The sequence below is a fragment of the Pseudomonas sp. EZ-C24 genome, assembly GCF_014525325.1.
Classification (GTDB): domain Bacteria; phylum Pseudomonadota; class Gammaproteobacteria; order Pseudomonadales; family Pseudomonadaceae; genus Aquipseudomonas; species Aquipseudomonas shirazensis.
Genome location: NZ_JACDIU010000035.1, coordinates 1 through 22,520, shown reverse-complemented (window position 1 = coordinate 22,520; position 22,520 = coordinate 1). Strand labels below are relative to the sequence as shown.

The following is a 22,520-nucleotide window of genomic DNA, read 5'->3' as shown; positions in this document are numbered from 1 at the left end:
GACGGACCCCGTAAAACCCCATCATGGACCCTTCCCCTGGTATCAGCGTCACCTCCCTGTTTGCCGACTTCGGCATGATTCTTTTTGCACTGTTCCTGGTCTTGCTCAACGGCTTCTTCGTTGCCGCCGAGTTCGCCATGGTCAAACTGCGCTCGACCCGGGTCGATTCGATCGCCGAGCTGCACGGCTGGCGCGGCAGCATTCTGCGCAAGGTGCACAACCAGCTCGATGCCTACCTGTCTGCCTGTCAGCTGGGTATCACCCTCGCCTCGCTAGGCCTGGGCTGGGTCGGTGAGCCGGCCTTCGCCCACCTGCTCGAGCCGTTGCTGGCGTACTTTGGCGTCGACTCGCCGGAGCTGATCAAGGGCGTGTCGTTCTTCATCGCCTTCTTCGTTATCTCGTACCTGCACATCGTTGTCGGTGAGCTGGCGCCCAAGTCGTGGGCGATCCGCAAACCCGAGCTGTTGTCGCTGTGGACGGCGGTGCCGCTGTACCTGTTCTACTGGGCCATGTACCCGGCCATCTACCTGCTCAACGCCAGCGCCAACGCCATCCTGCGGGTGGCTGGCCAGGGCGAGCCGGGGCCGCACCATGAGCACCATTACAGCCGCGAAGAGCTCAAGCTGATCCTGCACTCCAGCCGTGGCCAGGACCCGAGTGATCAGGGCATGCGCGTACTGGCGTCGGCGGTCGAGATGGGTGAGCTGGAGGTGGTCGACTGGGCCAACTCGCGCGAGGACATGATCAGCCTCGACGCCAAGGCGCCGCTCAAGGAAATCCTGGCGATGTTCCGCCGGCACAAATTCAGCCGCTACCCGGTGTACGATGCCGAGCGTGAGGAATTCACCGGTTTGCTGCACATCAAGGACCTGTTGCTGGAGCTGGCCGACCTCGACCATATCCCCGGCAGCGTCGACCTGGACGACCTGACCCGGCCACTCGAGCGGGTGTCCCGGCACATGCCGCTGTCGCAGCTGCTCGAGCAATTCCGCAAGGGCGGCGCGCACTTTGTGCTGGTTGAAGAAGCCGATGGCAAGGTGATCGGCTACCTGACCATGGAAGACGTGCTGGAAGTGCTGGTCGGTGATATTCAGGACGAGCACCGCAAGACCGAGCGCGGCATCCTCGCCTACCAGCCAGGCAAGCTGCTGGTGCGAGGCGATACTCCGCTGTTCAAGGTCGAGCGGCTGCTGGGCGTTGACCTTGACCACATCGAGGCCGAAACCCTTGCAGGGCTGGTCTACGAGACGCTGAATCGGGTGCCTGAAGAAGAGGAACTGCTCGAAGTCGAAGGCCTGCGCATCATCATCAAGAAGATGAAAGGGCCCAAGATCGTTCTGGCTAAGGTGCTCAAGCTGGAATAACCAGCGGTCTGCCACATCTTTGGGGCTGCTGCGCAGCCCTTTCGCGACACAAGGCCGCTCCTACAGGGTCCGCGCAAGCACGTCATGCGCGGTCAACTGTAGGAGCGGCCTTGTGTCGCGAAAGGGCCGCGCAGCGGCCCCAATTTCAGGGATTGCCCGCCGTGAAATTAGGCAACCCGCCAAGGGGCCGGTCGAACTGATAGGGGATCGACTCCAGTGCCAGGCCGACATTGCGCTGCACCACAAAGTGTAGATGCGGCCCGGTGCTGTTGCCGGTATTGCCCGACTTGGCCAGCGCATCCCCTACGCTGACCCGCTGCCCCTCGCCGACCACCACCGAGCCCTGCATCAGGTGCAGGTAGACGCCCATGGTGCCATCGCTATGAAGAATGCGCACAAAGTTGCCTGAGGCATTGGTACCGCGGCCGTTCTGGCTGTTCTCGGTCTTGATCACCACCCCGCCGCGCGCAGCGACGATCGGTGTGCCTTCAGGCATGGCGATGTCCATCGCATAGCGGCCCTTGGCGCCGAAGTGGCTGTAGCGCCCGTTCGGCCCCTGACTCAAACGAAACGGCCCGCCACGCCAGGGGAACGGGTAGCGAAATGCCTGCGGCCGCTGCAGCGGGCTGCCGAGGGCGTAGTCGAGTTTGCTTTGATAACCCAGTTGCTTGCCGGGCTGGGCCATGACCACGCTGAGCAACTGGGTCGAGCGTGCTGGCAGCACCTTGCGCACGATCCGCGGCGCGTTGCCCCCCTGAGCATTGCTCAGCCCTTGCAGGCGCAACTCGACCTCGACCGGCGCGAACAGCTCGTTGTGCGCGCTGAAGCGCATCCCGCCGGTAATCACCTCGCTGTACAGCCGCACCTGGCCGTCGAGGCGCTCGACGATCGGCTCGCGAAAGATCACATAGGCCTTGGCGCCCTCGCTGTCGTGATCGGAGTACGACACAACACCGTAGGCATCAGTGGTTCGATACAACGTCATGGCCACACTCGACGCCGAAGCCGTGAGCAAGGCACAGAACAGCAGCAGGCGGCTGGGCATGGATGGTGGCTTTATGACAGTTGGGTTCTGTCGAAGCCTAGCAGGCGGATTGCCATTGGGTATGGCAGTTGGTCGGCGCAGCCGCGGCCCGTGCTGACAGGGGCCGCGGCTGCGTCGGACAGCGCCTCACGCGCCGGGAGTGAAGTGCTTCTGAGTAGTGCCGCGGGCAATCAAGCGCGACAGGTAGTCGAGCTTCTGCGCGTCTTGGTCGACAAACTTGAAGGTCAGCTGCAGCCAGTCGCTGTCCGGCTTCGGCTCCATCGCCGCCACTGCATGCAGATAGCCGTTCAGACGCGCGACTTCAGCGTTGTCACCCTGCTCAAGGTCGAGCACCGCGCCTTCAAGCACCTGCGGCAGGTTGGCGCTGCGACGCACCACCAGCAGCGCTTCCTTCAGGCTCAGGGCTTTGATCACACAGGCTTGCGCGCCGCTGGCGAGGCGCAATTGGCCTTGGCCACGACCGGCCGGTGCGGCACTTGGCGCGGCCTTCGGTGCTGCTGCGGCGACCAGCGGCCGGGCAGCCTCGGCGGCTACCGGAGCGGCTCTGACAGCCTCCGGGCGACCACCGGTCAAGGCGCTCAGCGAGTCATTGGCAAACGCCGAATTGACCTTGGCCACGCCGCCCGACATCAGGCTGTCGAGCTTGCCGATCTTGCTCAGGGATTTTTTCACCTTGGTCAGCAGCTGTTCGTTGGTGAACGGCTTGCCGACAAAATCGGACACCCCGGCCTGAATCGCCTGAATCACGTTTTCCTTGTCGCCACGGCTGGTCACCATGATGAACTGCAGGGCTTTCATCTCAGGCTGCTGACGGCACCAGGTGAGCAATTCCAGGCCCGACATTTCCGGCATTTCCCAGTCGCACAGGACCAGGTCGAAATGCTCCTTACCGAGCAATGCCATGGCTTTGCGGCCGTTCACTGCATCTTCGATGACCATACCCGGGAAGGCGTTGCGCAGGCACTTCTTTACCAGATCGCGAATGAACGGGGCGTCATCCACAACTAGCACATTGACTTTACTCATCGATACTCCTCTTGATCCCGACTAGCATAACGCTCACTGATGGCCATTTGCCAAGCAGCGAATCAGGTCGGGGCGTCGCACACTGTTCGCGGGTGCCTGCTGGCTGCTCGACCGCAAACGAGAACGCCCGGCACTGGGCCGGGCGTTGAGGCTCGGGAGCAATCCTATTTATCGTCCGATTCAGCCAAAACATTAGCGATTTCAGCCTCGCGGCCTGCGGTGCCTTCGACCTCGGCTTTCATCCGCTTCAAGCCCATGTGGCGCACGTCGGTGCCGCGCACCAGGTAGATCACCAGTTCGGCGATGTTGCGCGCGTGGTCGCCGATCCGCTCCAGCGAACGCAATGCCCAGATCACGCTGAGTACCCTCGAGATCGAGCGTGGGTCTTCCATCATGTAGGTGACCAGCTCGCGCAGCGCAGTCTTGTATTCGCGGTCGATGGTCTTGTCGTACTGCGCTACCGACAGCGCCAGCTCGGCGTCGAAGCGGGCAAATGCGTCCAGTGCGTCGCGGACCATGTTGCGCACTTGGTCGCCGATGTGGCGCACTTCGACGTAACCACGCGGCGACTCGCCTTCTTCACACAGCTGGATGGCGCGGCGAGCGATCTTGGTCGACTCGTCGCCGATGCGCTCAAGGTCGATTACCGATTTGGAAATGCTGATGATCAGGCGCAGGTCAGAAGCCGCCGGCTGTCGACGGGCCAGAATGCGCACGCATTCTTCGTCGATGTTGCGCTCCATCTGGTTGATCTGCTCATCGACTTCGCGCACTTGCTGGGCCAGGCCCGAGTCAGCCTCGATCAGCGCGGTGACCGCATCGTTGACCTGCTTCTCGACCAGCCCGCCCATGGCCAGCAGGTGGCTGCGCACTTCTTCGAGCTCGGCATTGAACTGCTGGGAGATGTGATGGGTAAGGCTTTCTTTGTTGATCATGCGTTCGCTCCGCGCAGAAGCCAGCTGCTGCAAGCTTCAAGGTATTCGGGTCGGTGACGGCGTGAAGCCGGCAGCGGCTACTAGCCGTAACGACCGGTGATGTAGTCTTCGGTCTGCTTCTTGGCCGGGTTGGTGAACAGCGTATCGGTGTCCCCATACTCGATCAGTTTGCCCATGTACATGAACGCGGTGTAGTCGGAAACGCGCGCCGCCTGCTGCATGTTGTGGGTGACGATGACGATGGTGTACTTGGATTTCAACTCGTAGATCAGTTCTTCGACCTTGAGCGTGGAAATCGGGTCGAGCGCCGAGCACGGCTCATCGAGCAGCAGCACTTCTGGCTCGACGGCAATCGTGCGGGCAATCACCAGACGTTGCTGCTGACCACCGGACAGGCCCAGAGCCGACTCGTGCAGGCGGTCTTTGACCTCATCCCACAAGGCCGCGCCGCGTAGCGCCCATTCGACCGCTTCGTCGAGGGTGCGCTTCTTGTTGATGCCCTGGATGCGCAGGCCATAGACCACGTTCTCATAGATGGTCTTGGGGAATGGGTTGGGCTTCTGAAACACCATGCCAACCCGACGACGCAGCTCGGCTACGTCTTCGCCCTTGCGGTAGATGTTGGTGCCGTAGAGGTTGATTTCGCCTTCTACGCGGCAACCGTCAACCAGGTCGTTCATCCGGTTGAAGGTGCGCAGCAAGGTCGACTTGCCGCAGCCGGACGGGCCAATGAAGGCGGTCACGCGCTGCTTGGGGATATTCAGGCTGACGTCGAACAGCGCCTGCTTGTCGCCGTAGTACAGGGACAGGCCGGGCACTTCGATGGCCACAGCTTCTTCAGCCAGGCGCAGGCTCTGCTTGTTGCGACCCAGGGCCGACATGTCGATGCCATGAGCTTGAGTTTCATGTTGCATGGTTTCACTCCGTTTGTAGCTACCGGCTTCGAGCTGCAAGCTGCGGTCTGGGCAAAAGCGCCTGGCTGCTGAGCCCGGCGCTTGTGGCGTGAAGCTGAATCAGTGGTCGAGCGCCTTGTACTTCTCGCGCAGGTGGTTACGCATCCACACCGCCGACAGGTTGAGCGTGGCAATCACCAGCACCAGCAGCAACGCGGTGGCGTACACCAGCGGCCGCGCGGCTTCGACGTTGGGGCTCTGGAAGCCGACGTCGTAGATGTGGAAGCCCAGGTGCATGATCTTCTGATCAAGGTGCAGATAAGGGTAGTTGCCGTTGACCGGCAGCGTCGGCGCCAGCTTGACCACCCCCACCAGCATCAGCGGCGCAACTTCGCCAGCGGCGCGGGCGACGGCGAGGATCATGCCGGTCATCATCGCCGGGCTGGCCATCGGCAGCACGATCTTCCACAGCGTCTCGGATTTGGTCGCACCGAGCGCCAGCGAGCCTTCGCGCAGGGTCCGCGGGATTCGCGCCAAGCCTTCTTCAGTGGCCACGATCACTACCGGCACGGCCAGCAACGCCAGGGTCAGCGATGCCCAGAGCAGGCCCGGGGTACCCAAGGTCGGCGCTGGCAACGCTTCCGGGAAGAACAGCCGGTCGATCGAGCCGCCCAGCACGTAGACAAAGAAGCCCAGGCCAAACACGCCGTAGACGATCGCCGGGACGCCGGCGAGGTTGTTCACGGCGATGCGGATCAGCCGGGTGACCGGGCCCTGCCGGGCGTATTCACGCAGATAGACCGCCGCGAGCACACCGAACGGGGTGACGATGATGGCCATGATCAGGGTCATCATCACCGTGCCGAAGATGGCCGGGAAGATCCCGCCCTCGGTGTTTGCCTCACGCGGGTCGTCGCTGAGGAATTCCCACACTTTGGCGAAATAGGTGCCCAGCTTGGTAACGATGCCCATGCCGTTCGGCTGATAGGCATGCACGACCTTGTCGAGGTTGATCTCCAGCTCGCGGCCATTGCCATCGCGCACCACCAGGCTGTCCCGGCTGAAATCGCGGTGCAGCGCGCCGAGGCGTTCTTCGATGGCCTTGTAGCGGCTGTTCAGCTCGGCACGCTCGGACTCAAGGTCGGCCTGCGCGGTGGCGTCCAGCTTGCCCGCCAGCTCCAGCTTGCGGCTCTGCAGGCGCAAGCGTTCAAGGCCATGGTTGATGGCACCGATGTCTTTCTTCTCAAGGTCTTGAAGCTCGCCGGCAAGGTCGCTCGCGCGTTTCAGGCGGGCTTGCAGTTCGCCCCAGGCCGCATCGCCCTGGGCCACTACCTGGCCGTCCTGCTTGACGCTAACCAGGTAGCCATAGAAGTTGCCCCACTCGCGGCGCTCCAAGGCGATCAAGTCCGCCGGGGCGGTCTGATCGACCAGCCAGTCGCCGACCACCCAGGTGAAGTCGCTGCCATTGATGTCGCGGTTGCCGACCTTGATCAGCTCCCGAGTCATGAATTCCGGGCCGTTGTCCGGCACTGGCAGGCCAGCGCCCTTGAGCCGCGCCAGGGGTACCTGTTCCTGCTGCACTACTTCGCCGACGACGATGTGCTCGGCCTGCCCTGGCACCTTGTAGGTGGCCTGGATCACGTCGGCCGGCCAGAAGTGGCCAAGGCCGCGCACGGCGATCACCGCCAGCAGGCCAACGGTCATGATCACGGCGATGGCGACGGCGCCACCGCTGATCCAAACGCCGGGAGCGCCGCTCTTGAACCAGCCTTTGAGGGAATCCTTTTTCACGGATCTCTACCTTTCTATCAAAGCGACGAGTATTTCTTGCGCAGACGCTGACGAATCAGCTCGGCCAGGGTGTTCATCACAAAGGTGAACATCAGCAGCACCAGCGCGGCGAGGAACAGTACCCGGTAGTGGCTGCCGCCGACTTCCGACTCCGGCATTTCCACCGCGACGTTGGCCGCGAGGGTGCGCATGCCTTCGAACAGGTTCATCTCCATCACCGGCGTGTTGCCGGTGGCCATCAGCACGATCATGGTTTCGCCGACTGCGCGGCCCATGCCGATCATCAGCGCCGAGAAGATCCCCGGGCTGGCCGTCAGAATCACCACTCGGGTGAGGGTCTGCCAGGGCGTTGCGCCCAGCGCCAGCGAACCCAGGGTCAGGCTGCGCGGCACGCTGAACACGGCGTCTTCGGCGATCGAGTAGATGTTCGGGATGACCGCAAAGCCCATCGCGATACCGACCACCAGGGCGTTGCGCTGGTCGTAGGTGATGCCCAGGTCATTGCTGATCCACAGGCGCATGTCGCCGCCGAAGAACCAGCTCTCGAGGAACGGGCTCATGGACAGCGACAGCCAGCCAGTGAAGAGGATCACCGGCAGCAGGATCGCGGCTTCCCAGCCGTCCGGCACGCGCAGGCGGATCGACTCAGGCAGGCGGCTCCAGCCAAAGCCGGCCAGAAGAATACCCAATGGCATCAGCAGGAACAGGCTGAACACGCCCGGCAAGTGCGCTTCCAGGTACGGCGCGAGGAACAGACCGGCGAAGAAGCCGAGAATCACCGTCGGCATCGCCTCCATCAACTCGATCACCGGCTTGACCTTGCGGCGCATGCCCGGAGCCATGAAGTAGGCGGTGTAGATCGCAGCAGCGATGGCCAGCGGTGCCGCCAGAATCATCGCGTAGAAGGCTGCCTTGAGGGTGCCGAAGGTCAGTGGCGACAGGCTCAGCTTGGGCTCGAAGTCGGTGTTCGAGGCAGTCGACTGCCAGACGTACTTCGGCTCCTCGTAGTTCTCGTACCAGACCTTGCCCCACAGCGCGCTCCAGGACACTTCCGGGTGCGGGTTCTTCAGGCTCAACGGCAGCAGTTTGCCGCCTTGCTCGATGATGATGCGGTTGGCGCGCGGCGACAGGGCCAGAATGCCTGCGCCATCGGCAACTGGCTCGACCAGCAAGGTGCGGTGCGCGGTGCTGTGGAACACGCCCAGCTGGCCGGCGCTGTCCAGAGCAATGAAGCCCTTGCGGCGCTCTTCGGCGTCGATCTGCACCACAGGCGCGGTACCGAGCTGGAAGCTGCGGATCAGTTTCAAGCGCGACTCGCCATCCGGGTCGCGGGCCATGAACCACTGGCTCAGGCCACCCTTGGAATCACCAAAGATCAGCGAGATACCGCCCACCAGCTGGGTGCTCGCGGTGATTTCTGCCTGGCCGTCTTCGAGCAGCTTGTAGCGACCGTTGAGATTCTTGTCGCGCAGGCTGAACACATCGGCCTGGGCGCGACCGTTGACCACATACAGCCACTGCTGACGCGGGTCGACATAGATCGCTTTGACCGTTTCGGTCATCTGCGGCAGGTCGATGCTGGTCTGCTCGCTGCTGACCTCGCCGGTCATCATGTTTTCTTCGCGGGTCAGCTGGCTGACCAGCAACTGCGAGCCGTGCGAGCCGGCCAGGATCAGCGACTCACCATTGAGACTGACGTTGACATGTTCCAGCGCGCGGCCTGCGCTATCGAGCACGAATGGCGTCTCGCCGTAAGGGAAGTCGATGCCCGGGTTGATGGTCTTCTTGTTGTCCGGGTAGGTGACCTTGTAGGTGTGACTGAACACCAGTGCCTGACCGTTGGACAGACCCAGCACGATCAGCGGGCTGCCCGGTTGATCAGCGCTGATCGAGGTCACGTGCGCAGCGGCCGGGACTGGCAGGTCAACACGTTTCAGCTCGGCACCGGTCTTGCTGTCGAAGAACAACGCCTGACCTTGGTCGGACACGCGCAGGCCAACCAGGTTTTGTTCTTCAAGCGCGATCAACAGCGGCTTGCCGGCATCCTGCTGCAGCCAGGTGGGCTGCAACGCCTGCTTGCGGGTCAGCTCGGCGCCCTGGAACAGCGGCAGCACCACGTAAGCCAGATAGAAGAAGATCAAGGTGATCGCCGCAAGCACGGCAAGCCCGCCCACCAGTACATACCAGCGGGTCAGGCGATCTTTGAGGGCGCGCATGCGGCGCTTGCGTTGCAACTCGGGCGTATTGAAGTCAATGCGCACCGGCGGAGCCTTGTCGCTCATGGTGGAGTTGGCCAGATCATTCATGCGCACACCCTAGCGGTCCCATATTACAAAAACATGACAGTGCGTTGACGCAACAAAGCCCGCCGCACAGTAAGCCTGGCGCCGGACCGAAAATAGCTGACAGGGCCGGCCCGCAGGCCAACCCCGTCCAGTGTTACTTAATGCTTGGCAACGTTGCCGGCATGCGACAGGCCCAGATCAGCCAGCGCCTTGGCAGCTACCTTGGCCGGCAGCGGGATGTAGCCATCTTTTACTACAACCTGCTGGCCTGCTTGCGACAGCACCAGCTTGATGAACTCGGCGTCGAGCGGAGCCAGCGGCTTGTTCGGCGCCTTGTTGACATAGACGTAGAGGAAGCGCGACAGCGGGTACTTGCCGTTGAGGGCGTTCTCTTCGTTGTCTTCGATGAACTCGCCACCTTCTTTCTTGGCCAGCGGCACGGTCTTGACGCTGGCAGTCTTGTAGCCGATGCCCGAGTAGCCAATGCCGTTCAGCGAGCTGCTGATCGACTGTACCACCGAAGCCGAACCAGGCTGCTCATTGACGTTAGGCTTGAAGTCGCCTTTGCACAGGGCTTCTTCCTTGAAGTAGCCGTAGGTGCCGGATACCGAGTTGCGACCGAACAGCTGCACCGGCTTGTTGGCCAGGTCGCCGGTCACACCGAGGTCGCCCCAGGTTTTCACGTCGGCCTTGGCACCGCACAGGCGCGTCGACGAGAACACCGCATCGACCTGCGCCATGGTCAGGCCCTTGATCGGGTTGTCCTTGTGCACGAAGACTGCCAGGGCGTCGACCGCGACTGGGATAGCAGTTGGCTTGTAGCCGTACTTCTGCTCGAAGGCCTGCAGCTCGACGTCCTTCATCTTGCGGCTCATCGGGCCGAGGTTGGCGGTGCCTTCGGTCAGCGCGGGTGGCGCAGTCGAGGAGCCGGCAGCCTGAATCTGGATGTTTACGTTGGGGTATTCCTTCTTGTAGGCCTCGGCCCACAGAGTCATCAGGTTCGCCAAAGTATCGGAACCGACGCTGGAGAGGTTGCCCGATACACCGGTGGTCTTGGTGTAAGTCGGGATCGCTGGGTCGACAGCGGCCACCGCGTTGGCGGTTGCAACGCCAGCGGCGACGAACGTGAGGGCCGCCATCAAACGCTTCAGTTTCATGCCTTGCTCCTAGCAGGAATAGGGGGTGTGCTGGATGGAACGGGCCCCAGTATCTGCAGGGCGCATGAACACTCTATGACTTCAATGTGACAATTGGATGAAAGGCCATCATCGCACCCGCGAGATGGCCTTTCACTTTTGCTCGAGTTGAAACGCCTTTGTCAGCGTTTTTTCGCCAGCAGATACAAGCCCACCAGCAGGCCGACCGTGCACAGCACCGCCACGTAGTAAGCCGGCGCCATCGGGCTGATCTTCAACAGACCGGTCACCGCCATCGGCGTCAGCCCGCCGAAGATCGCATAGGCGACATTGTAGGAGAACGACAAGCCGCTGAAGCGCACCGCCGCTGGAAACGCCTTGACCATCACATACGGCACCGCGCCAATCACGCCCACGCACAGACCGGTGACCGCATACAGCGGGAACAGCAGCTCGGGGTGGTTGGGCAGGCTGTGGTAGAAGCTCCACGAGCTGGCCAGCAGCGCCAGGCTGCCGATCACCAACACACGCCCGGCACCGAAGCGGTCGGCCAGGCTACCGGCGGCAATGCAACCCAGGCTGAGCAGGACGATGGCCACGCTGTTGGCCTTGAGCGAATCCAGCGCGCTGACCTGGTACAGCGTCTGCAGCAGCGCCGGGGTCATCAGGATGACGACCACGATGCCTGCCGACAGCAGCCAGGTCAGCAGCATCGACAGCACGATCGCGCCACGGTGGTCACGCAGCACTGCCCGCAGCGGCAGCTCTTCGGCGAGGGCCTTGCGTTGCTGCATCTCGGCGAACACCGGGGTTTCGTGCAGCCAGCGGCGCAGGTACACCGAGAACAGGCCGAATACACCGCCGACCAGGAACGGGATGCGCCAGGCGTAATCGGCCACTTCCACCGGGGTGTAGACGGTGTTGATCAGGGTTGCCACCAGCGAGCCGAGCAAGATGCCCGCGGTCAGCCCGGCGGTCAGGGTGCCGCAAGCGTAGCCGGTATTGCGCGCCGGCACGTGCTCGGAGACGAACACCCAGGCGCCGGGCACTTCCCCGCCAATCGCCGCGCCCTGGATCACCCGCATCAGCAGCAACAGGATCGGCGCCCACAGGCCGATCTGCGCGTAGGTCGGCAGCAGGCCCATGATCAGCGTCGGCAGAGCCATCATGAAGATGCTCAGGGTGAACATCTTCTTGCGCCCGAGCAGGTCACCGAAGTGCGCCATGATGATGCCGCCCAAGGGCCGGGCCAGGTAACCCGCGGCAAAGATGCCGAAGGTCTGCATCAGACGCAGCCATTCGGGCATGTCCGGCGGAAAGAACAGCTTGCCGACCACGGTGGCAAAGAACACGAAGATGATGAAATCGTAGAACTCCAGCGCCCCGCCCAGGGCGGACAGCGAGAGCGTCTTGTAGTCACTGCGGGTCAGCGGCCGCGAAGGCTGCTCGATACTGCTCGGCACGGAGGTCATCGGAGGTCTCTTGTAGGACGTGCAGGCCGCTTGTAACGCGGCTTCTGGATAGTTGAGGGAGGAAGATAACAAATTGCCTGCCGGCGCTCATAGCGGCAGAAAAACTCTCTCGATATTCATCAATGCATGGTCGTGCCTGGCGGCAGGCGTCTATATACTGCCCATTCGAATGAAAAGAATGCTCCCGTTGTGGGATGTTGTGCGAAAACGCCGGTCATTATGCTCAGGCGGTTTCGCAGAGTTTCCCTGCGGCCGCCCTCCAAAACGAAATCAGCGTAGTATGAGCTGATCGTTTTCACGGCGACCTTGATTGCGCCAACCAACGAAGCGTCACGGGTCAGAGGCCCCACGGCATGATTGAGCTCGAACAAGAAGATCCTATTCCGCAAGGCGATTTGGCTCTGCAGATCACCGCGTTGCCCCGCGAAACCAATGGCTTTGGCGATATCTTCGGCGGCTGGCTGGTCGCGCAGATGGACCTCGCCGGTACCGCCATGGCCAGCCGCGTTGCCGGTGGCCGGGTGGCAACCGTAGCTATCGACCGCATGGCCTTTCTGGTCCCGGTGGCGGTTGGCGCGCAACTGTCGTTCTACACCCAAACGGTGGAAATCGGCCGCAGCTCGATCCAGATGATGGTCGAAGTGTGGAGCGACGACCCGCTGTCCAGCGAATGGCGCAAGGTCACCGAGGCGGTGTTCGTGTTCGTCGCCATCGATGGCAGTGGCCGCACCCGCTCGGTCCCTCGTCGCTGAGCCACGCCGGGGTTAAACTCGTTGCACAGCACAGGGTCGAAAACCCAGGTGCAAACAACGAGATGAGCGTATGGCTAACTTTCAGGTCGAAACCGAAACCCACGGCGAGCTTGCTTGCTGGCGCGTCAGCTGCCCGCAGGCGGAACTGCTGATTGCTCAGCAAGGCGCGCAGATTCTCAGCTACCAGCGCATCGGCCAACCGCCGCTGCTGTGGTTGAGTGAACAAGCGCTGTTTCGTCAGGGCAAATCGGTGCGTGCCGGGGTTCCGGTATGCTGGCCGTGGTTTGGCAACCTGCAACGTAACCCACAGCCTGTTCAAAAAATGTACAGCGGCACAGAGGCCCCGGCTCATGGGCTGGTGCGTGGCCGGGACTGGCAGTTGCTGGGCATCGAGCAGGTTGGCGAAACGGTCCAGATCCAATTCTCGCTGCCTGAGGCTGCCAACGGCGAACTGCCGGGCTGGCCGCACAAGGTCGAGCTCAAACTGCTGATCGAAGTTGGCGCGCAGCTCAGTGTCACCCTCACCAGTCACAACCTCGGGGATGACAGCGTCACCATCAGCCAGGCCTTGCACAGCTACTTTGCCGTAAGCGATGTGCGCCAGGCGCAGGTCGAGGGTGTTGCAGGGCTGAGCTACATCGAAACCCTGGCTGACTGGGAGCAGCGCACGCAGCAGGGCGCGCTGGCGTTCAGCGGCGAAACCGACCGCATCTACCTCGATAGCCCTGAGCAGCTAAGCATTGTCGACCCGCACTGGCAGCGACGGATTAGCCTGACCAGCAGCGGCTCGCGCTCGGCGGTGATCTGGAACCCCTGGACCGACCGCGCCCGCGAATTGCCGGACATGGCAGACGATGGCTGGCAGCGCATGCTGTGCATCGAGACGGCGAATGTCTGGGATGACGTTGTTGAGCTCAAGCCTGGTGAGCGCAATGTCTTGAGCGTTCAGATCGCCAGCGAAACGCTCTGATCTGCTGGCCCCGGTGAGGGCTGCGCCCTCATTTCGCGACACAAGGCCGCTCCTACAAGGGACCGCGTTGCCAGGTAGTGCGCGATCCCTGTAGGAGCGGCCTTGTGTCGCGAAAGGGCTGCGAAGCGGCCCCAAAATTCTGCGGTGCTGCAAATATCCTGGTGGCCTACATCACAGGTCCGCATCTTCCACGACCCGCACCTGCTTGGCCTCCAACGCATAGGCAGCATCCGCCAGATCATTGCTGACCTTTTCCACCTGCAGACGCCCGCTGACCCACAGCGGTGTGTAGATATCGTCGATCTTCAGACCTTTCGGATAGCGCACCAGCACCAACTGATTGGGCGGTGGCGGTGGTACGTGGATGCAGGCGCCTGGATACGGCACCAGGAAGAACAACGTGCTATTGCCCTTGGCGTCGCTTTCCAGCGGCACCGGATAACCACCGAGGCGAATCTGCTTGCCGTTCATGGCCGGCACGGTCTTGCTCGAGTACATCACTGCCGGCAAGCCTTTGCTCTGCTTGAGGCCGCCCTTGTCGGTAAAGGTACCGGTAGCTTCAGGCGAGTCGTGGTCGATTTCTGGCATCTGCTCCAGCGCCAGTTGGTCCGACTTGGGCATCAGTTCCAACCAGTCGGTTTCGGGCAGCTCGGCATGGGCCAGGGTGCTGGCCAGCAGGAGGGGAAGGAGGAACAACGCACGCATGAGAACGCTCGGCAACTCGGGGAGAATTGCCGAGCATTCTACCGTGCAATCAGCGTTTCTTGATCATGCCGTAGATCACCAGCAGGACCACGGCGCCAACCAGCGCACCGAAGAAGCCTGCAGCCTGACCGGCCTGATAGATGCCCAGTGCCTGGCCGCCGTAGGTCGCCAGCAGGGAGCCTGCGATACCCAGGAGGATGGTCATGATCCAGCCCATGCTGTCGTCGCCTGGCTTGATGAAGCGCGCCAGCAAGCCAACGATGAGGCCGATGAAAATGGTTCCGATGATGCCCATGGCAATCCCTCTGCATTTGAAGATGAGGCATGCCAAAGCCTAGACAGCGCTTTGGCATGTTGCCATCTCAGAGGGCAGGCAACCGGCAGAGGTTCCCTCAGCCTGCGATCAACGCCTCTACTTCGGCGATTTTCTCATGCAGGCTGGCCATGTCGGCGCAGCGCAGAGTGGCGTGGCCGACCTTGCGCCCGGCCTTGAAGGCCTTGCCGTAGTGATGCAGGTGGCAGTCGTCGACCGCAACGATCTTGTCCACCGCCGGCACTTCACCGATGAAGTTGAGCATGGCGCTCTCACCGACCTTGGCAGTTGAACCCAACGGCAGGCCGGCGATGGCCCGCAGGTGGTTCTGGAACTGGCTGCACTCGGCGCCTTCGATGGTCCAGTGCCCGGAGTTGTGCACGCGCGGGGCGATTTCGTTGGCCTTGAGGCCACCGTCGACTTCGAAGAACTCGAACGCCATCACGCCGACATAGTCGAGCTGCTTGAGCACGCGGCCAACGTAGTCTTCGGCCAGCGACTGCAACGGGTGGTCTTCACTGGCGACCGACAGGCGCAGAATGCCGTTGTCGTGGGTGTTGTGCACCAGCGGGTAGAAGCGCGTTTCGCCATCGCGACCACGCACCGCCACCAGCGACACTTCGCCAGTGAACGGCACGAAGCCCTCGAGCAGGCACGGCACGCTGCCCAGCTCGGCAAAGGTACCGACCACATCTGCAACTGTGCGCAGCACCTTCTGGCCCTTGCCGTCGTAACCCAGGGTACGGGTCTTGAGCACGGCCGGCAGGCCGATGCTGGCGACAGCCGCGTCGAGGTCAGCCTGCGAGAGGATGTCGGCGAAGGCTGGGGTCGGGATACCCAGGTCGCGGAACATGCTCTTCTCGAACAGACGGTCGCGTGCGATGCGCAGCGCTTCGGCGCTCGGGTACACCGGCACGAACTGCGAGAGGAAAGCCACGGTTTCGGCCGGGACGCTTTCGAACTCGAAGGTTACCAGGTCGACTTCGTCGGCCAACTGGCGCAGGTGGTCCTGGTCGCCATAGTCAGCCCGCAGATGCTCGCCGAGCGGCGCGGCGCAGGCGTCCGGGGCCGGGTCGAGAAATGCGAAGTTCATGCCCAGCGGAGTACCCGCCAGGGCCAGCATGCGGCCCAACTGGCCGCCACCGATTACACCGATCTTCATGTGCTAAGCCTCAAACCTGACGCGGGTCAGGATTGTCCAGGACGGTTTCGGTCTGCTCTACGCGGAACTGCTTGAGCGCTGCGTGGAACTGCGGGTACTTGGCACCGAGGATGCTCGCCGACAGCAGCGCGGCGTTGATCGCGCCAGCCTTGCCGATGGCCAGGGTCGCGACCGGTACGCCGGCCGGCATCTGCACGATCGACAGCAGCGAGTCGACGCCCGAGAGCATGGCCGACTGGACCGGCACGCCGAGTACCGGCAGGTGGGTCTTGGCGGCGCACATGCCTGGCAGGTGGGCAGCGCCACCAGCACCGGCGATGATCACCTCGATGCCACGGCCATCGGCCTCATCGGCATACTGGAACAGCAGATCCGGAGTACGGTGGGCAGAAACCACCTTCACTTCGTAGGGAATGCCGAGTTTTTCCAGCATATCGGCGGTGTGGCTAAGGGTGGACCAATCGGACTTGGAGCCCATGATCACGCCAACCAGTGCACTCATCGTCGAGCCTCTTCGCTTGTGCGCCCGCAGGCGCGTCAAAAAACAACAAGCCACGCGGGACGACCGGCGTGGCTTGTATGCTGATCACGACCGGAATATCTATCCGGTCCAGGGGCCGCGCAGTATAACGTAACGCAAGCGCATCCCGGCACCCCTGGCGACCAACTGTCGAGCCTATTTTTCGGGGGTTTGGCTGACTTTCGGGTCAACTGTGCCGCCTTCCAGTTTGCGCCACAGCAGCCTTACGTTGGCCTTGCGCACCAGTGCGCAGCGGTACAGGCGGATCTCCAGCGGCACATGCCAGGCACTGCTGCCGCATACCGCCAGCTCGCCGCGGGCCAGCTCACCCTGCATCGACAGGCGCGGCACCCAGGCCACGCCCATGCCTTCCAGGGCCATGCTCTTGAGGCTGTCGGCCATCGCCGTTTCATAAACGGTGGTGTAGCGCAGGTTGCGCTGACGCAGCAGCAGGCTCACCGAACGGCCCAGAAACGCCCCGGCGCTGTAGGCCAGCAACGGCACGCTGTTTTCACCTTCCAGGTCGAACAGTGGCTGACCATCCGGCCCGACTGCGCAAACCGGCAGCATCTCGGTGGTGCCCATGTGCAGTGACGGGAAGATCTCGGCATCCATCTGCAGCGCAGCGTCCGGGTCGTAGAAGGCCAGCATCAGGTCACAGCCGCCTTCGCGCAGGGCGTGCACGGCATCACCGACGTTGGTCGCGACCAGCCGGGTGGCGATGTTGAGGCCGTCGTTGCGCAACTGGGCCACCCAGCGTGGGAAGAACCCCGAAGCCAGTGAGTGCGCCGCAGCCACCTGGATAACCTCGCCCTGCCCGCCTTCTAAATGATGCAAATGGCGGAGAACTTCGCTTAATTGGTCGACAACAGTGCGCGCCGTGACCAGAAACAGCTGCCCGGCTTCAGTCAGCTCGATCGGCGTGCGCGAGCGGTTTACCAGGGTCAGCCCGAGTGCCGCTTCAAGGCTGCGGATGCGCCGGCTGAATGCAGGCTGGGTAACGAAGCGACGCTCGGCCGCCTGCGAAAAACTGCGCGTCGAGGCCAGCGCGCTGAAATCTTCCAGCCATTTGCTTTCTAGGTTCATGCAGCCATCTCCCGGCATGCACCAAAATGGAACACGCTCGAATGTCAGTTGACGTCACATCAATCATTATGCCGTTTGTGCATAGGATAGCGCCTAACAGCATTGGCCGACAAATGCGCTCCAGCCTAGGATTGGCGGCATTCCGGCAGGTGCCGGGTCAAACTCGAGATGATATCTATCATGTCCTCCGCTGCATCGTTCCGCGTCGAAAAAGATCTGCTTGGTACCCTTGAAGTCCCTGCTGATGCCTACTACGGCATCCAGACTTTGCGCGCTGCCAACAACTTCCACCTCTCCGGCGTCCCGCTGTCGCACTACCCGAAACTGGTAGTCGGCCTGGCGATGGTCAAGCAGGCTGCTGCTGATGCCAACCGTGAGCTGGGGCACCTGAGCGATGCCAAGCATGCTGCGATCAGCGAGGCTTGCGCCCGCCTGATCCGTGGTGACTACCACGAGCAGTTCGTGGTCGACATGATTCAAGGCGGTGCTGGTACTTCTACCAACATGAACGCCAACGAAGTCATCGCCAACATCGCGCTGGAGGCCATGGGTCACCAGAAGGGCGAATACCAGTACCTGCACCCGAACAACGACGTGAACATGGCGCAGTCGACCAACGACGCCTACCCGACTGCGATCCGTCTGGGTCTGCTGCTGGGTCACGACGCTCTGCTGGCCAGCCTCGACAGCCTGATCCAGGCCTTCGCTGCCAAAGGTCAGGAATTCAACCACGTACTGAAGATGGGCCGCACCCAGCTGCAGGACGCCGTACCGATGACCCTCGGTCAGGAATTCCGCGCCTTCGCCACGACCATGACCGAAGACCTCAACCGTCTGCGCTCGCTGGCACCTGAGCTGCTCACCGAAATCAACCTCGGCGGCACCGCCATCGGCACCGGCATCAACGCCGACCCGGGCTACCAGATGCTCGCCGTGCAGCGCCTGGCGGCCATCAGCGGCCAGCCACTGGTACCGGCTGCCGACCTGATCGAAGCGACTTCCGACATGGGCGCCTTCGTGCTGTTCTCGGGCATGCTCAAGCGTACTGCGGTCAAGCTGTCGAAGATCTGCAACGACCTGCGCCTGCTGTCCAGCGGCCCACGTACCGGCATCAACGAGATCAACCTGCCAGCGCGTCAGCCAGGCAGCTCGATCATGCCCGGCAAGGTCAACCCGGTTATCCCGGAAGCGGTCAACCAGGTCGCCTTCGCGATCATGGGCAACGACCTCGCCCTGACCATCGCTGCCGAAGGTGGCCAGCTGCAGCTGAACGTGATGGAGCCGCTGATCGCCTACAAGATCTTCGACTCGATCCGCCTGCTCCAGCGCGCCATGGACATGCTGCGCGAGCACTGCATCGTCGACATCACTGCCAACGAACAACGTTGCCGTGAACTGGTCGAGCACTCGATCGGCCTGGTCACCGCACTGAACCCGTACATCGGCTACGAAAACGCCACCCGTATCGCCCGCATCGCCTTGGAAACAGGCCGCGGCGTACTGGAACTGGTGCGTGAAGAGAAGCTGCTCGACGAAGCGATGCTCAACGACATCCTGCGTCCGGAAAACATGATTGCTCCACGCCTGGTGCCACTCAAGGCATAACCGGCTGCTGTAACCCGTCTCACCAGGTTTGAGGGACTAGACACCTCTCGACCTTTCAAGGGCCCGAGCGCATGCATCGGGCCCTTTTTTTATCTGCGCTTTGCCGCCGCGGGGTATCAGCCTGCGGTGCGGCACACAACTTGCTCGCTAATCCCTCCCAAGCCACGGGATAGACGAGCATGCTGCACAGCCACCTGACCACCCTCAATGCCGTTTCGCTGATCCTCAAGGTTTTTCAGGAAGAGCATAACGACGCCTCGAGCCTGCTGGCCGGCAGCGGCATTGGCCCGGCCGACCTTGGCCATGCCGATGCGCGCATCACCACCCAGCAGGAATTGCAGGTGTGTGCCAACGCCGTGGCCCGGCGCGAGGACATCGGCCTGGAGCTCGGCCGGCGCATGCATGTGTCGTGCTACGGCATGCTCGGTTACGCCTTGCTCTCCAGTGCCACTTTGGGTGACGCCCTGCGCCTGGCGCTGCGCTACCCGGCGTTGTTGGGCACCGTGTTCAGCCTGCGCCTGATCGAAGATGGCCAGCGGCTGTGGCTGAGTGCCAGTGACTATGCCGACAGCCCGGCCTTAGCCAGCTTCAATGCCGAATTCTGCCTGGTATCACTGAAAACCATCTGCGAAGACTTGCTCGGCCAGCCGCTGCCGTTGCTGGCGGCCCGCTTCGCTCAGCCAGCGCCTGGCTATCACGGGCTGTATGCCGAGACTTTCGACTGCCCGCTGGGCTTTGCCGCCCGTGACAACGCTTTCGCCTTCGAGCGGCGCTGGCTGGACACGCCGCTGCCGCTGGCCGACCCGATTACCCACAAGGCCATGAGCGAGCGCTGCCGCCAGCTGAACCTGGAGTTCACCGGGCGCCAGGCCTGGCTGGGGCGGATTCGCCAGCTGTTGCTGCAGCAACTGGATGCTGCACCCGGGCTGGAAGGCCTGGCACGGCAGATGAACTGCTCCTCGCGGACCCTGCGCCGGCACCTGCAATTGCTGGGCAGCAGCTACCAGCAGATCCTCGACAACCTGCGCTTCGAGCGTGCCAAGCAATTGCTCGCCGAGGACCAGATGCCCATCTATCGAATCGCCGAAACCCTCGGCTTCAGCGAGACGGCGAGTTTCCGCCATGCCTTTCAACGCTGGAGCGGTGTAGCGCCGAGCCACTTTCGCGGTTAGCCCAGCGTGGCCAGCGAGCTTGGCCACATTGATCCCCTTTTGGCCATGCCTGCCGTTCTCCCTCAGCTGCCCGCCCCTGACAATGGGTCACGCCAGTTACTTCGGAGAACAACAAAATGCTGACGATCTATTCCGATGATCACCGCCTGCACCACGGCCGTTGCGAGCTGATCGACGGGCAGCTGATGCCCTGCTTCGAGATGCCTTCGCGCGCCGATCATGTGCTTGAGCGGGTCAAGGCGCGCAATCTTGGCCCGGTACAGGCGCCTCGCGACTTTGGCCGCGCACCGTTGCAGCGCATCCACAGCGCCGACTACCTGAATTTCTTCGAAGGCGCCTGGGCACGCTGGGCCGCACTGGGCCACGACGGCGACCTGCTGCCATTCACCTGGCCGGCGCGCACTCTGCGCCAGGTCAAACCGACGGGGCTGCATGGTGAGCTGGGTTACTACAGCTTCGATGCCGGTGCACCGATTACCGCCGGCACCTGGCAGGCCGCCTACAGCGCTGCGCAGGTCGCCCTCACCGCCCAGGACGCCATCCAGCAAGGCGCCCATGCCGCCTTTGCGCTGTGCCGGCCACCGGGCCACCATGCCGCCAGCGAAGTCATGGGCGGTTACTGCTACCTGAACAACGCCGCCATCGCCGCCCAGGCATTCCTCGACCAGGGCCACAACAAAGTGGCGATCCTTGACGTCGACTATCACCACGGCAACGGCACTCAAGACATCTTCTACAGGCGTGACGACGTGTTCTTCGCCTCGATCCACGGCGACCCGCAGGACGAATTTCCGTTCTTCCTCGGCTATGCCGATGAGCTTGGCGAAGGCCCCGGCGAGGGCTGCAACATCAATTATCCGCTGCCCGCCGGAAGTGATTGGACGGCGTGGAAGCAGGCGCTGGTGGCGGCCTGCGAGCGCATCGCCCGCTATGCACCGGATGTGCTGGTGATCTCGCTTGGCGTCGATACGTTCAAGGATGACCCGATTTCGCAGTTCAAACTCGACAGCCCGGATTACCTGGAGATGGGCGAGCACATTGCACGGCTGGGCAAGCCGACCTTGTTCGTGATGGAAGGTGGCTACGCTGTGGAAGAAATCGGCATCAACGCAGTCAACGTGCTGGAAGGTTTCCAGCGTGCCCAGCCAGGAGCCTGACCATGATCACCCTCAAGCACATGCTCGCCCCGCTGCTCGCCGTTGGCCTGCTCAGCAGCACAATTCAGGCTCAGGCCGAACAGCGCACGTTGCGCGTGTACAACTGGTTCGACTACATCACCCCGCAGACCCTCACTGATTTCCAGAAAGACAGCCAGGTCAAACTGATCTACGACATCTTCGACACCAACGAAGCGCTTGAAGCCAAGCTGCTGACCGGCAACTCGGGCTATGACGTAGTAGTGCCGTCCAACGTGTTCCTGGCCAAGCAGATCGAGGCCGGCGTGTTCCAGCCGCTGGACCGCAGCAAACTGCCCAACTGGCAGCACCTCGACCCGGCCTTGATGAAGCTGATCGAAGCCAATGACCCCGGCAACAAGTACGCCGTGCCCTATATGTATGGCACCGTGCTGATCGGCTTCAACCCGGCCAAGGTCAAGGCAGCGCTGGGCGACAACGCGCCGGTGGAAAGCTGGGACCTGATCTTCAAGGAAGAAAACCTGGCCAAGCTCAAGCAGTGCGGCGTGGCCGTGCTCGACTCGCCGTCCGAGGTGCTGCCGCTGGCGCTGAAGTACCTGGGCCTGGACCCCAACAGCAACAAGGCCGAGGACTACAAGAAGGCCGAAGCGTTGCTGCTTAAGATTCGCCCGTATATCACCTACTTCCATTCCTCGAAGTACATGGCTGACATCGCCAATGGCGATATCTGCGTCGCGGTCGGCTATTCCGGCAGCTTCTCCCAGGCCGCCAACCGTGCCCGGGAAGCCAACAATGGCGTAGTCGTGGATATGCGCCTGCCGAAAGAAGGCGCGCCGATCTGGTTCGACATGCTGGCGATTCCGAAGAATGCCGCCAACGCCGATGACGCGCATGCGTTCATCAACTACCTGCTGCGCCCGGAAGTGATCGCGCCAATCAGCGACTTTGTCGGTTACCCCAACCCCAATAAAGACGCTACCGAGAAGGTCAGCGCGGCGATTCGCAACAACCCCAACCTGTACCCGACGGCTGAGGCGATGCAAACGCTGTACACCCTCAAGCCCTTGGCGCGCGATGCCGAGCGAGCCCGGACCCGCGCCTGGACCCGGATCAAATCTGGTACCTGATAGCATTCGGGCCATCACGCCGCTC

General features: G+C 62.4%; 20 protein-coding genes. 7 read left to right on the top strand and 13 right to left on the bottom strand.

The annotated features are described in order from the left end of the window. Nucleotides 1-23: 23 nt before the first annotated feature. The gene (locus IDM28_RS23105) at nucleotides 24-1,364 is read left to right on the top strand and encodes a hemolysin family protein (RefSeq protein ID WP_101322855.1); all 1,341 of its coding nucleotides are present in this window, start codon (nucleotides 24-26) and stop codon (nucleotides 1,362-1,364) included. A 145-nt stretch (nucleotides 1,365-1,509) separates the two neighbouring features. Here the strand turns inward: IDM28_RS23105 and IDM28_RS23100 are convergent, their stop codons facing one another. The 8 genes from IDM28_RS23100 to IDM28_RS23065 all read right to left on the bottom strand — a co-directional run bounded on the left by IDM28_RS23100 (nucleotide 1,510) and on the right by IDM28_RS23065 (nucleotide 11,947). Next, entirely contained in the window at nucleotides 1,510-2,409 is a 900-nt protein-coding gene (locus tag IDM28_RS23100) for a peptidoglycan DD-metalloendopeptidase family protein (RefSeq protein WP_181105904.1), read from the bottom strand. A gap of 126 nt (nucleotides 2,410-2,535) precedes the next feature. After that, nucleotides 2,536-3,435 (bottom strand): response regulator, encoded by a 900-nt coding sequence (locus tag IDM28_RS23095; protein ID WP_101322853.1) that lies wholly within the window; start codon nucleotides 3,433-3,435, stop codon nucleotides 2,536-2,538. Between the two features lie 164 nt (nucleotides 3,436-3,599). Then, nucleotides 3,600-4,370: a phosphate signaling complex protein PhoU gene (gene phoU / locus IDM28_RS23090; RefSeq protein ID WP_103435538.1), complete on the bottom strand. Its 771-nt coding sequence runs from the start codon at nucleotides 4,368-4,370 to the stop codon at nucleotides 3,600-3,602. Nucleotides 4,371-4,450: 80 nt separating this feature from the next. Next, a complete protein-coding gene (pstB, locus tag IDM28_RS23085) occupies nucleotides 4,451-5,284 on the bottom strand; it encodes a phosphate ABC transporter ATP-binding protein PstB (protein ID WP_101322851.1) in 834 nt (277 codons plus the stop codon). A 99-nt stretch (nucleotides 5,285-5,383) separates the two neighbouring features. After that, nucleotides 5,384-7,054, bottom strand: a complete 1,671-nt coding sequence (gene pstA, locus IDM28_RS23080; protein ID WP_188036945.1) for a phosphate ABC transporter permease PstA — start codon at nucleotides 7,052-7,054, stop codon at nucleotides 5,384-5,386. A 17-nt stretch (nucleotides 7,055-7,071) separates the two neighbouring features. After that, nucleotides 7,072-9,360, bottom strand: coding sequence for an ABC transporter permease subunit (locus tag IDM28_RS23075; protein ID WP_262500194.1), 2,289 nt, complete (start codon nucleotides 9,358-9,360; stop codon nucleotides 7,072-7,074). A 137-nt stretch (nucleotides 9,361-9,497) separates the two neighbouring features. Next, a complete protein-coding gene (locus tag IDM28_RS23070) occupies nucleotides 9,498-10,496 on the bottom strand; it encodes a phosphate ABC transporter substrate-binding protein PstS (RefSeq protein WP_150573458.1) in 999 nt (332 codons plus the stop codon). Nucleotides 10,497-10,657: 161 nt separating this feature from the next. Next, complete coding sequence (locus tag IDM28_RS23065; RefSeq protein WP_150570346.1) at nucleotides 10,658-11,947, bottom strand: MFS transporter; 1,290 nt, start codon at nucleotides 11,945-11,947, stop codon at nucleotides 10,658-10,660. A 353-nt stretch (nucleotides 11,948-12,300) separates the two neighbouring features. On the opposite strand from IDM28_RS23065, the gene IDM28_RS23060 reads away from it, so the two are divergent. Next, nucleotides 12,301-12,699: an acyl-CoA thioesterase gene (locus IDM28_RS23060; protein ID WP_101322846.1), complete on the top strand. Its 399-nt coding sequence runs from the start codon at nucleotides 12,301-12,303 to the stop codon at nucleotides 12,697-12,699. Between the two features lie 70 nt (nucleotides 12,700-12,769). Continuing rightward, entirely contained in the window at nucleotides 12,770-13,669 is a 900-nt protein-coding gene (locus tag IDM28_RS23055) for a D-hexose-6-phosphate mutarotase (RefSeq protein ID WP_188036944.1), read from the top strand. Nucleotides 13,670-13,840: 171 nt separating this feature from the next. Here IDM28_RS23055 and IDM28_RS23050 read toward each other — a convergent pair whose 3' ends face one another. The 5 genes from IDM28_RS23050 to IDM28_RS23030 all read right to left on the bottom strand — a co-directional run bounded on the left by IDM28_RS23050 (nucleotide 13,841) and on the right by IDM28_RS23030 (nucleotide 17,455). Further along, a complete protein-coding gene (locus IDM28_RS23050; RefSeq protein ID WP_181088500.1) occupies nucleotides 13,841-14,374 on the bottom strand; it encodes a DUF3299 domain-containing protein in 534 nt (177 codons plus the stop codon). A 49-nt stretch (nucleotides 14,375-14,423) separates the two neighbouring features. After that, the gene (locus IDM28_RS23045; protein ID WP_101322843.1) at nucleotides 14,424-14,669 is read right to left on the bottom strand and encodes a GlsB/YeaQ/YmgE family stress response membrane protein; all 246 of its coding nucleotides are present in this window, start codon (nucleotides 14,667-14,669) and stop codon (nucleotides 14,424-14,426) included. A gap of 97 nt (nucleotides 14,670-14,766) precedes the next feature. Next, complete coding sequence (locus IDM28_RS23040; RefSeq protein ID WP_188036943.1) at nucleotides 14,767-15,849, bottom strand: 5-(carboxyamino)imidazole ribonucleotide synthase; 1,083 nt, start codon at nucleotides 15,847-15,849, stop codon at nucleotides 14,767-14,769. A 10-nt stretch (nucleotides 15,850-15,859) separates the two neighbouring features. Next, nucleotides 15,860-16,351: a 5-(carboxyamino)imidazole ribonucleotide mutase gene (purE, locus tag IDM28_RS23035; RefSeq protein ID WP_101322841.1), complete on the bottom strand. Its 492-nt coding sequence runs from the start codon at nucleotides 16,349-16,351 to the stop codon at nucleotides 15,860-15,862. A gap of 174 nt (nucleotides 16,352-16,525) precedes the next feature. Continuing rightward, nucleotides 16,526-17,455 (bottom strand): LysR substrate-binding domain-containing protein, encoded by a 930-nt coding sequence (locus tag IDM28_RS23030; RefSeq protein WP_101322840.1) that lies wholly within the window; start codon nucleotides 17,453-17,455, stop codon nucleotides 16,526-16,528. A 180-nt stretch (nucleotides 17,456-17,635) separates the two neighbouring features. On the opposite strand from IDM28_RS23030, the gene aspA reads away from it, so the two are divergent. The 4 genes from aspA (at nucleotide 17,636) to IDM28_RS23010 (ending at nucleotide 22,495) form a co-directional block, all read left to right on the top strand. After that, nucleotides 17,636-19,060 (top strand): aspartate ammonia-lyase, encoded by a 1,425-nt coding sequence (gene aspA / locus IDM28_RS23025; RefSeq protein ID WP_101322839.1) that lies wholly within the window; start codon nucleotides 17,636-17,638, stop codon nucleotides 19,058-19,060. Between the two features lie 179 nt (nucleotides 19,061-19,239). After that, nucleotides 19,240-20,232 carry an AraC family transcriptional regulator gene (locus IDM28_RS23020; RefSeq protein ID WP_188036942.1) on the top strand — a complete coding sequence of 331 codons (993 nt, stop codon included), beginning with the start codon at nucleotides 19,240-19,242 and terminating at the stop codon, nucleotides 20,230-20,232. Between the two features lie 116 nt (nucleotides 20,233-20,348). Beyond that, on the top strand, nucleotides 20,349-21,389 hold the full coding sequence (locus IDM28_RS23015) for a histone deacetylase family protein (protein WP_101322837.1): 1,041 nt from the start codon (nucleotides 20,349-20,351) through the stop codon (nucleotides 21,387-21,389). Between the two features lie 2 nt (nucleotides 21,390-21,391). Continuing rightward, entirely contained in the window at nucleotides 21,392-22,495 is a 1,104-nt protein-coding gene (locus tag IDM28_RS23010) for a polyamine ABC transporter substrate-binding protein (protein ID WP_188036941.1), read from the top strand. Nucleotides 22,496-22,520: the final 25 nt, after the last annotated feature.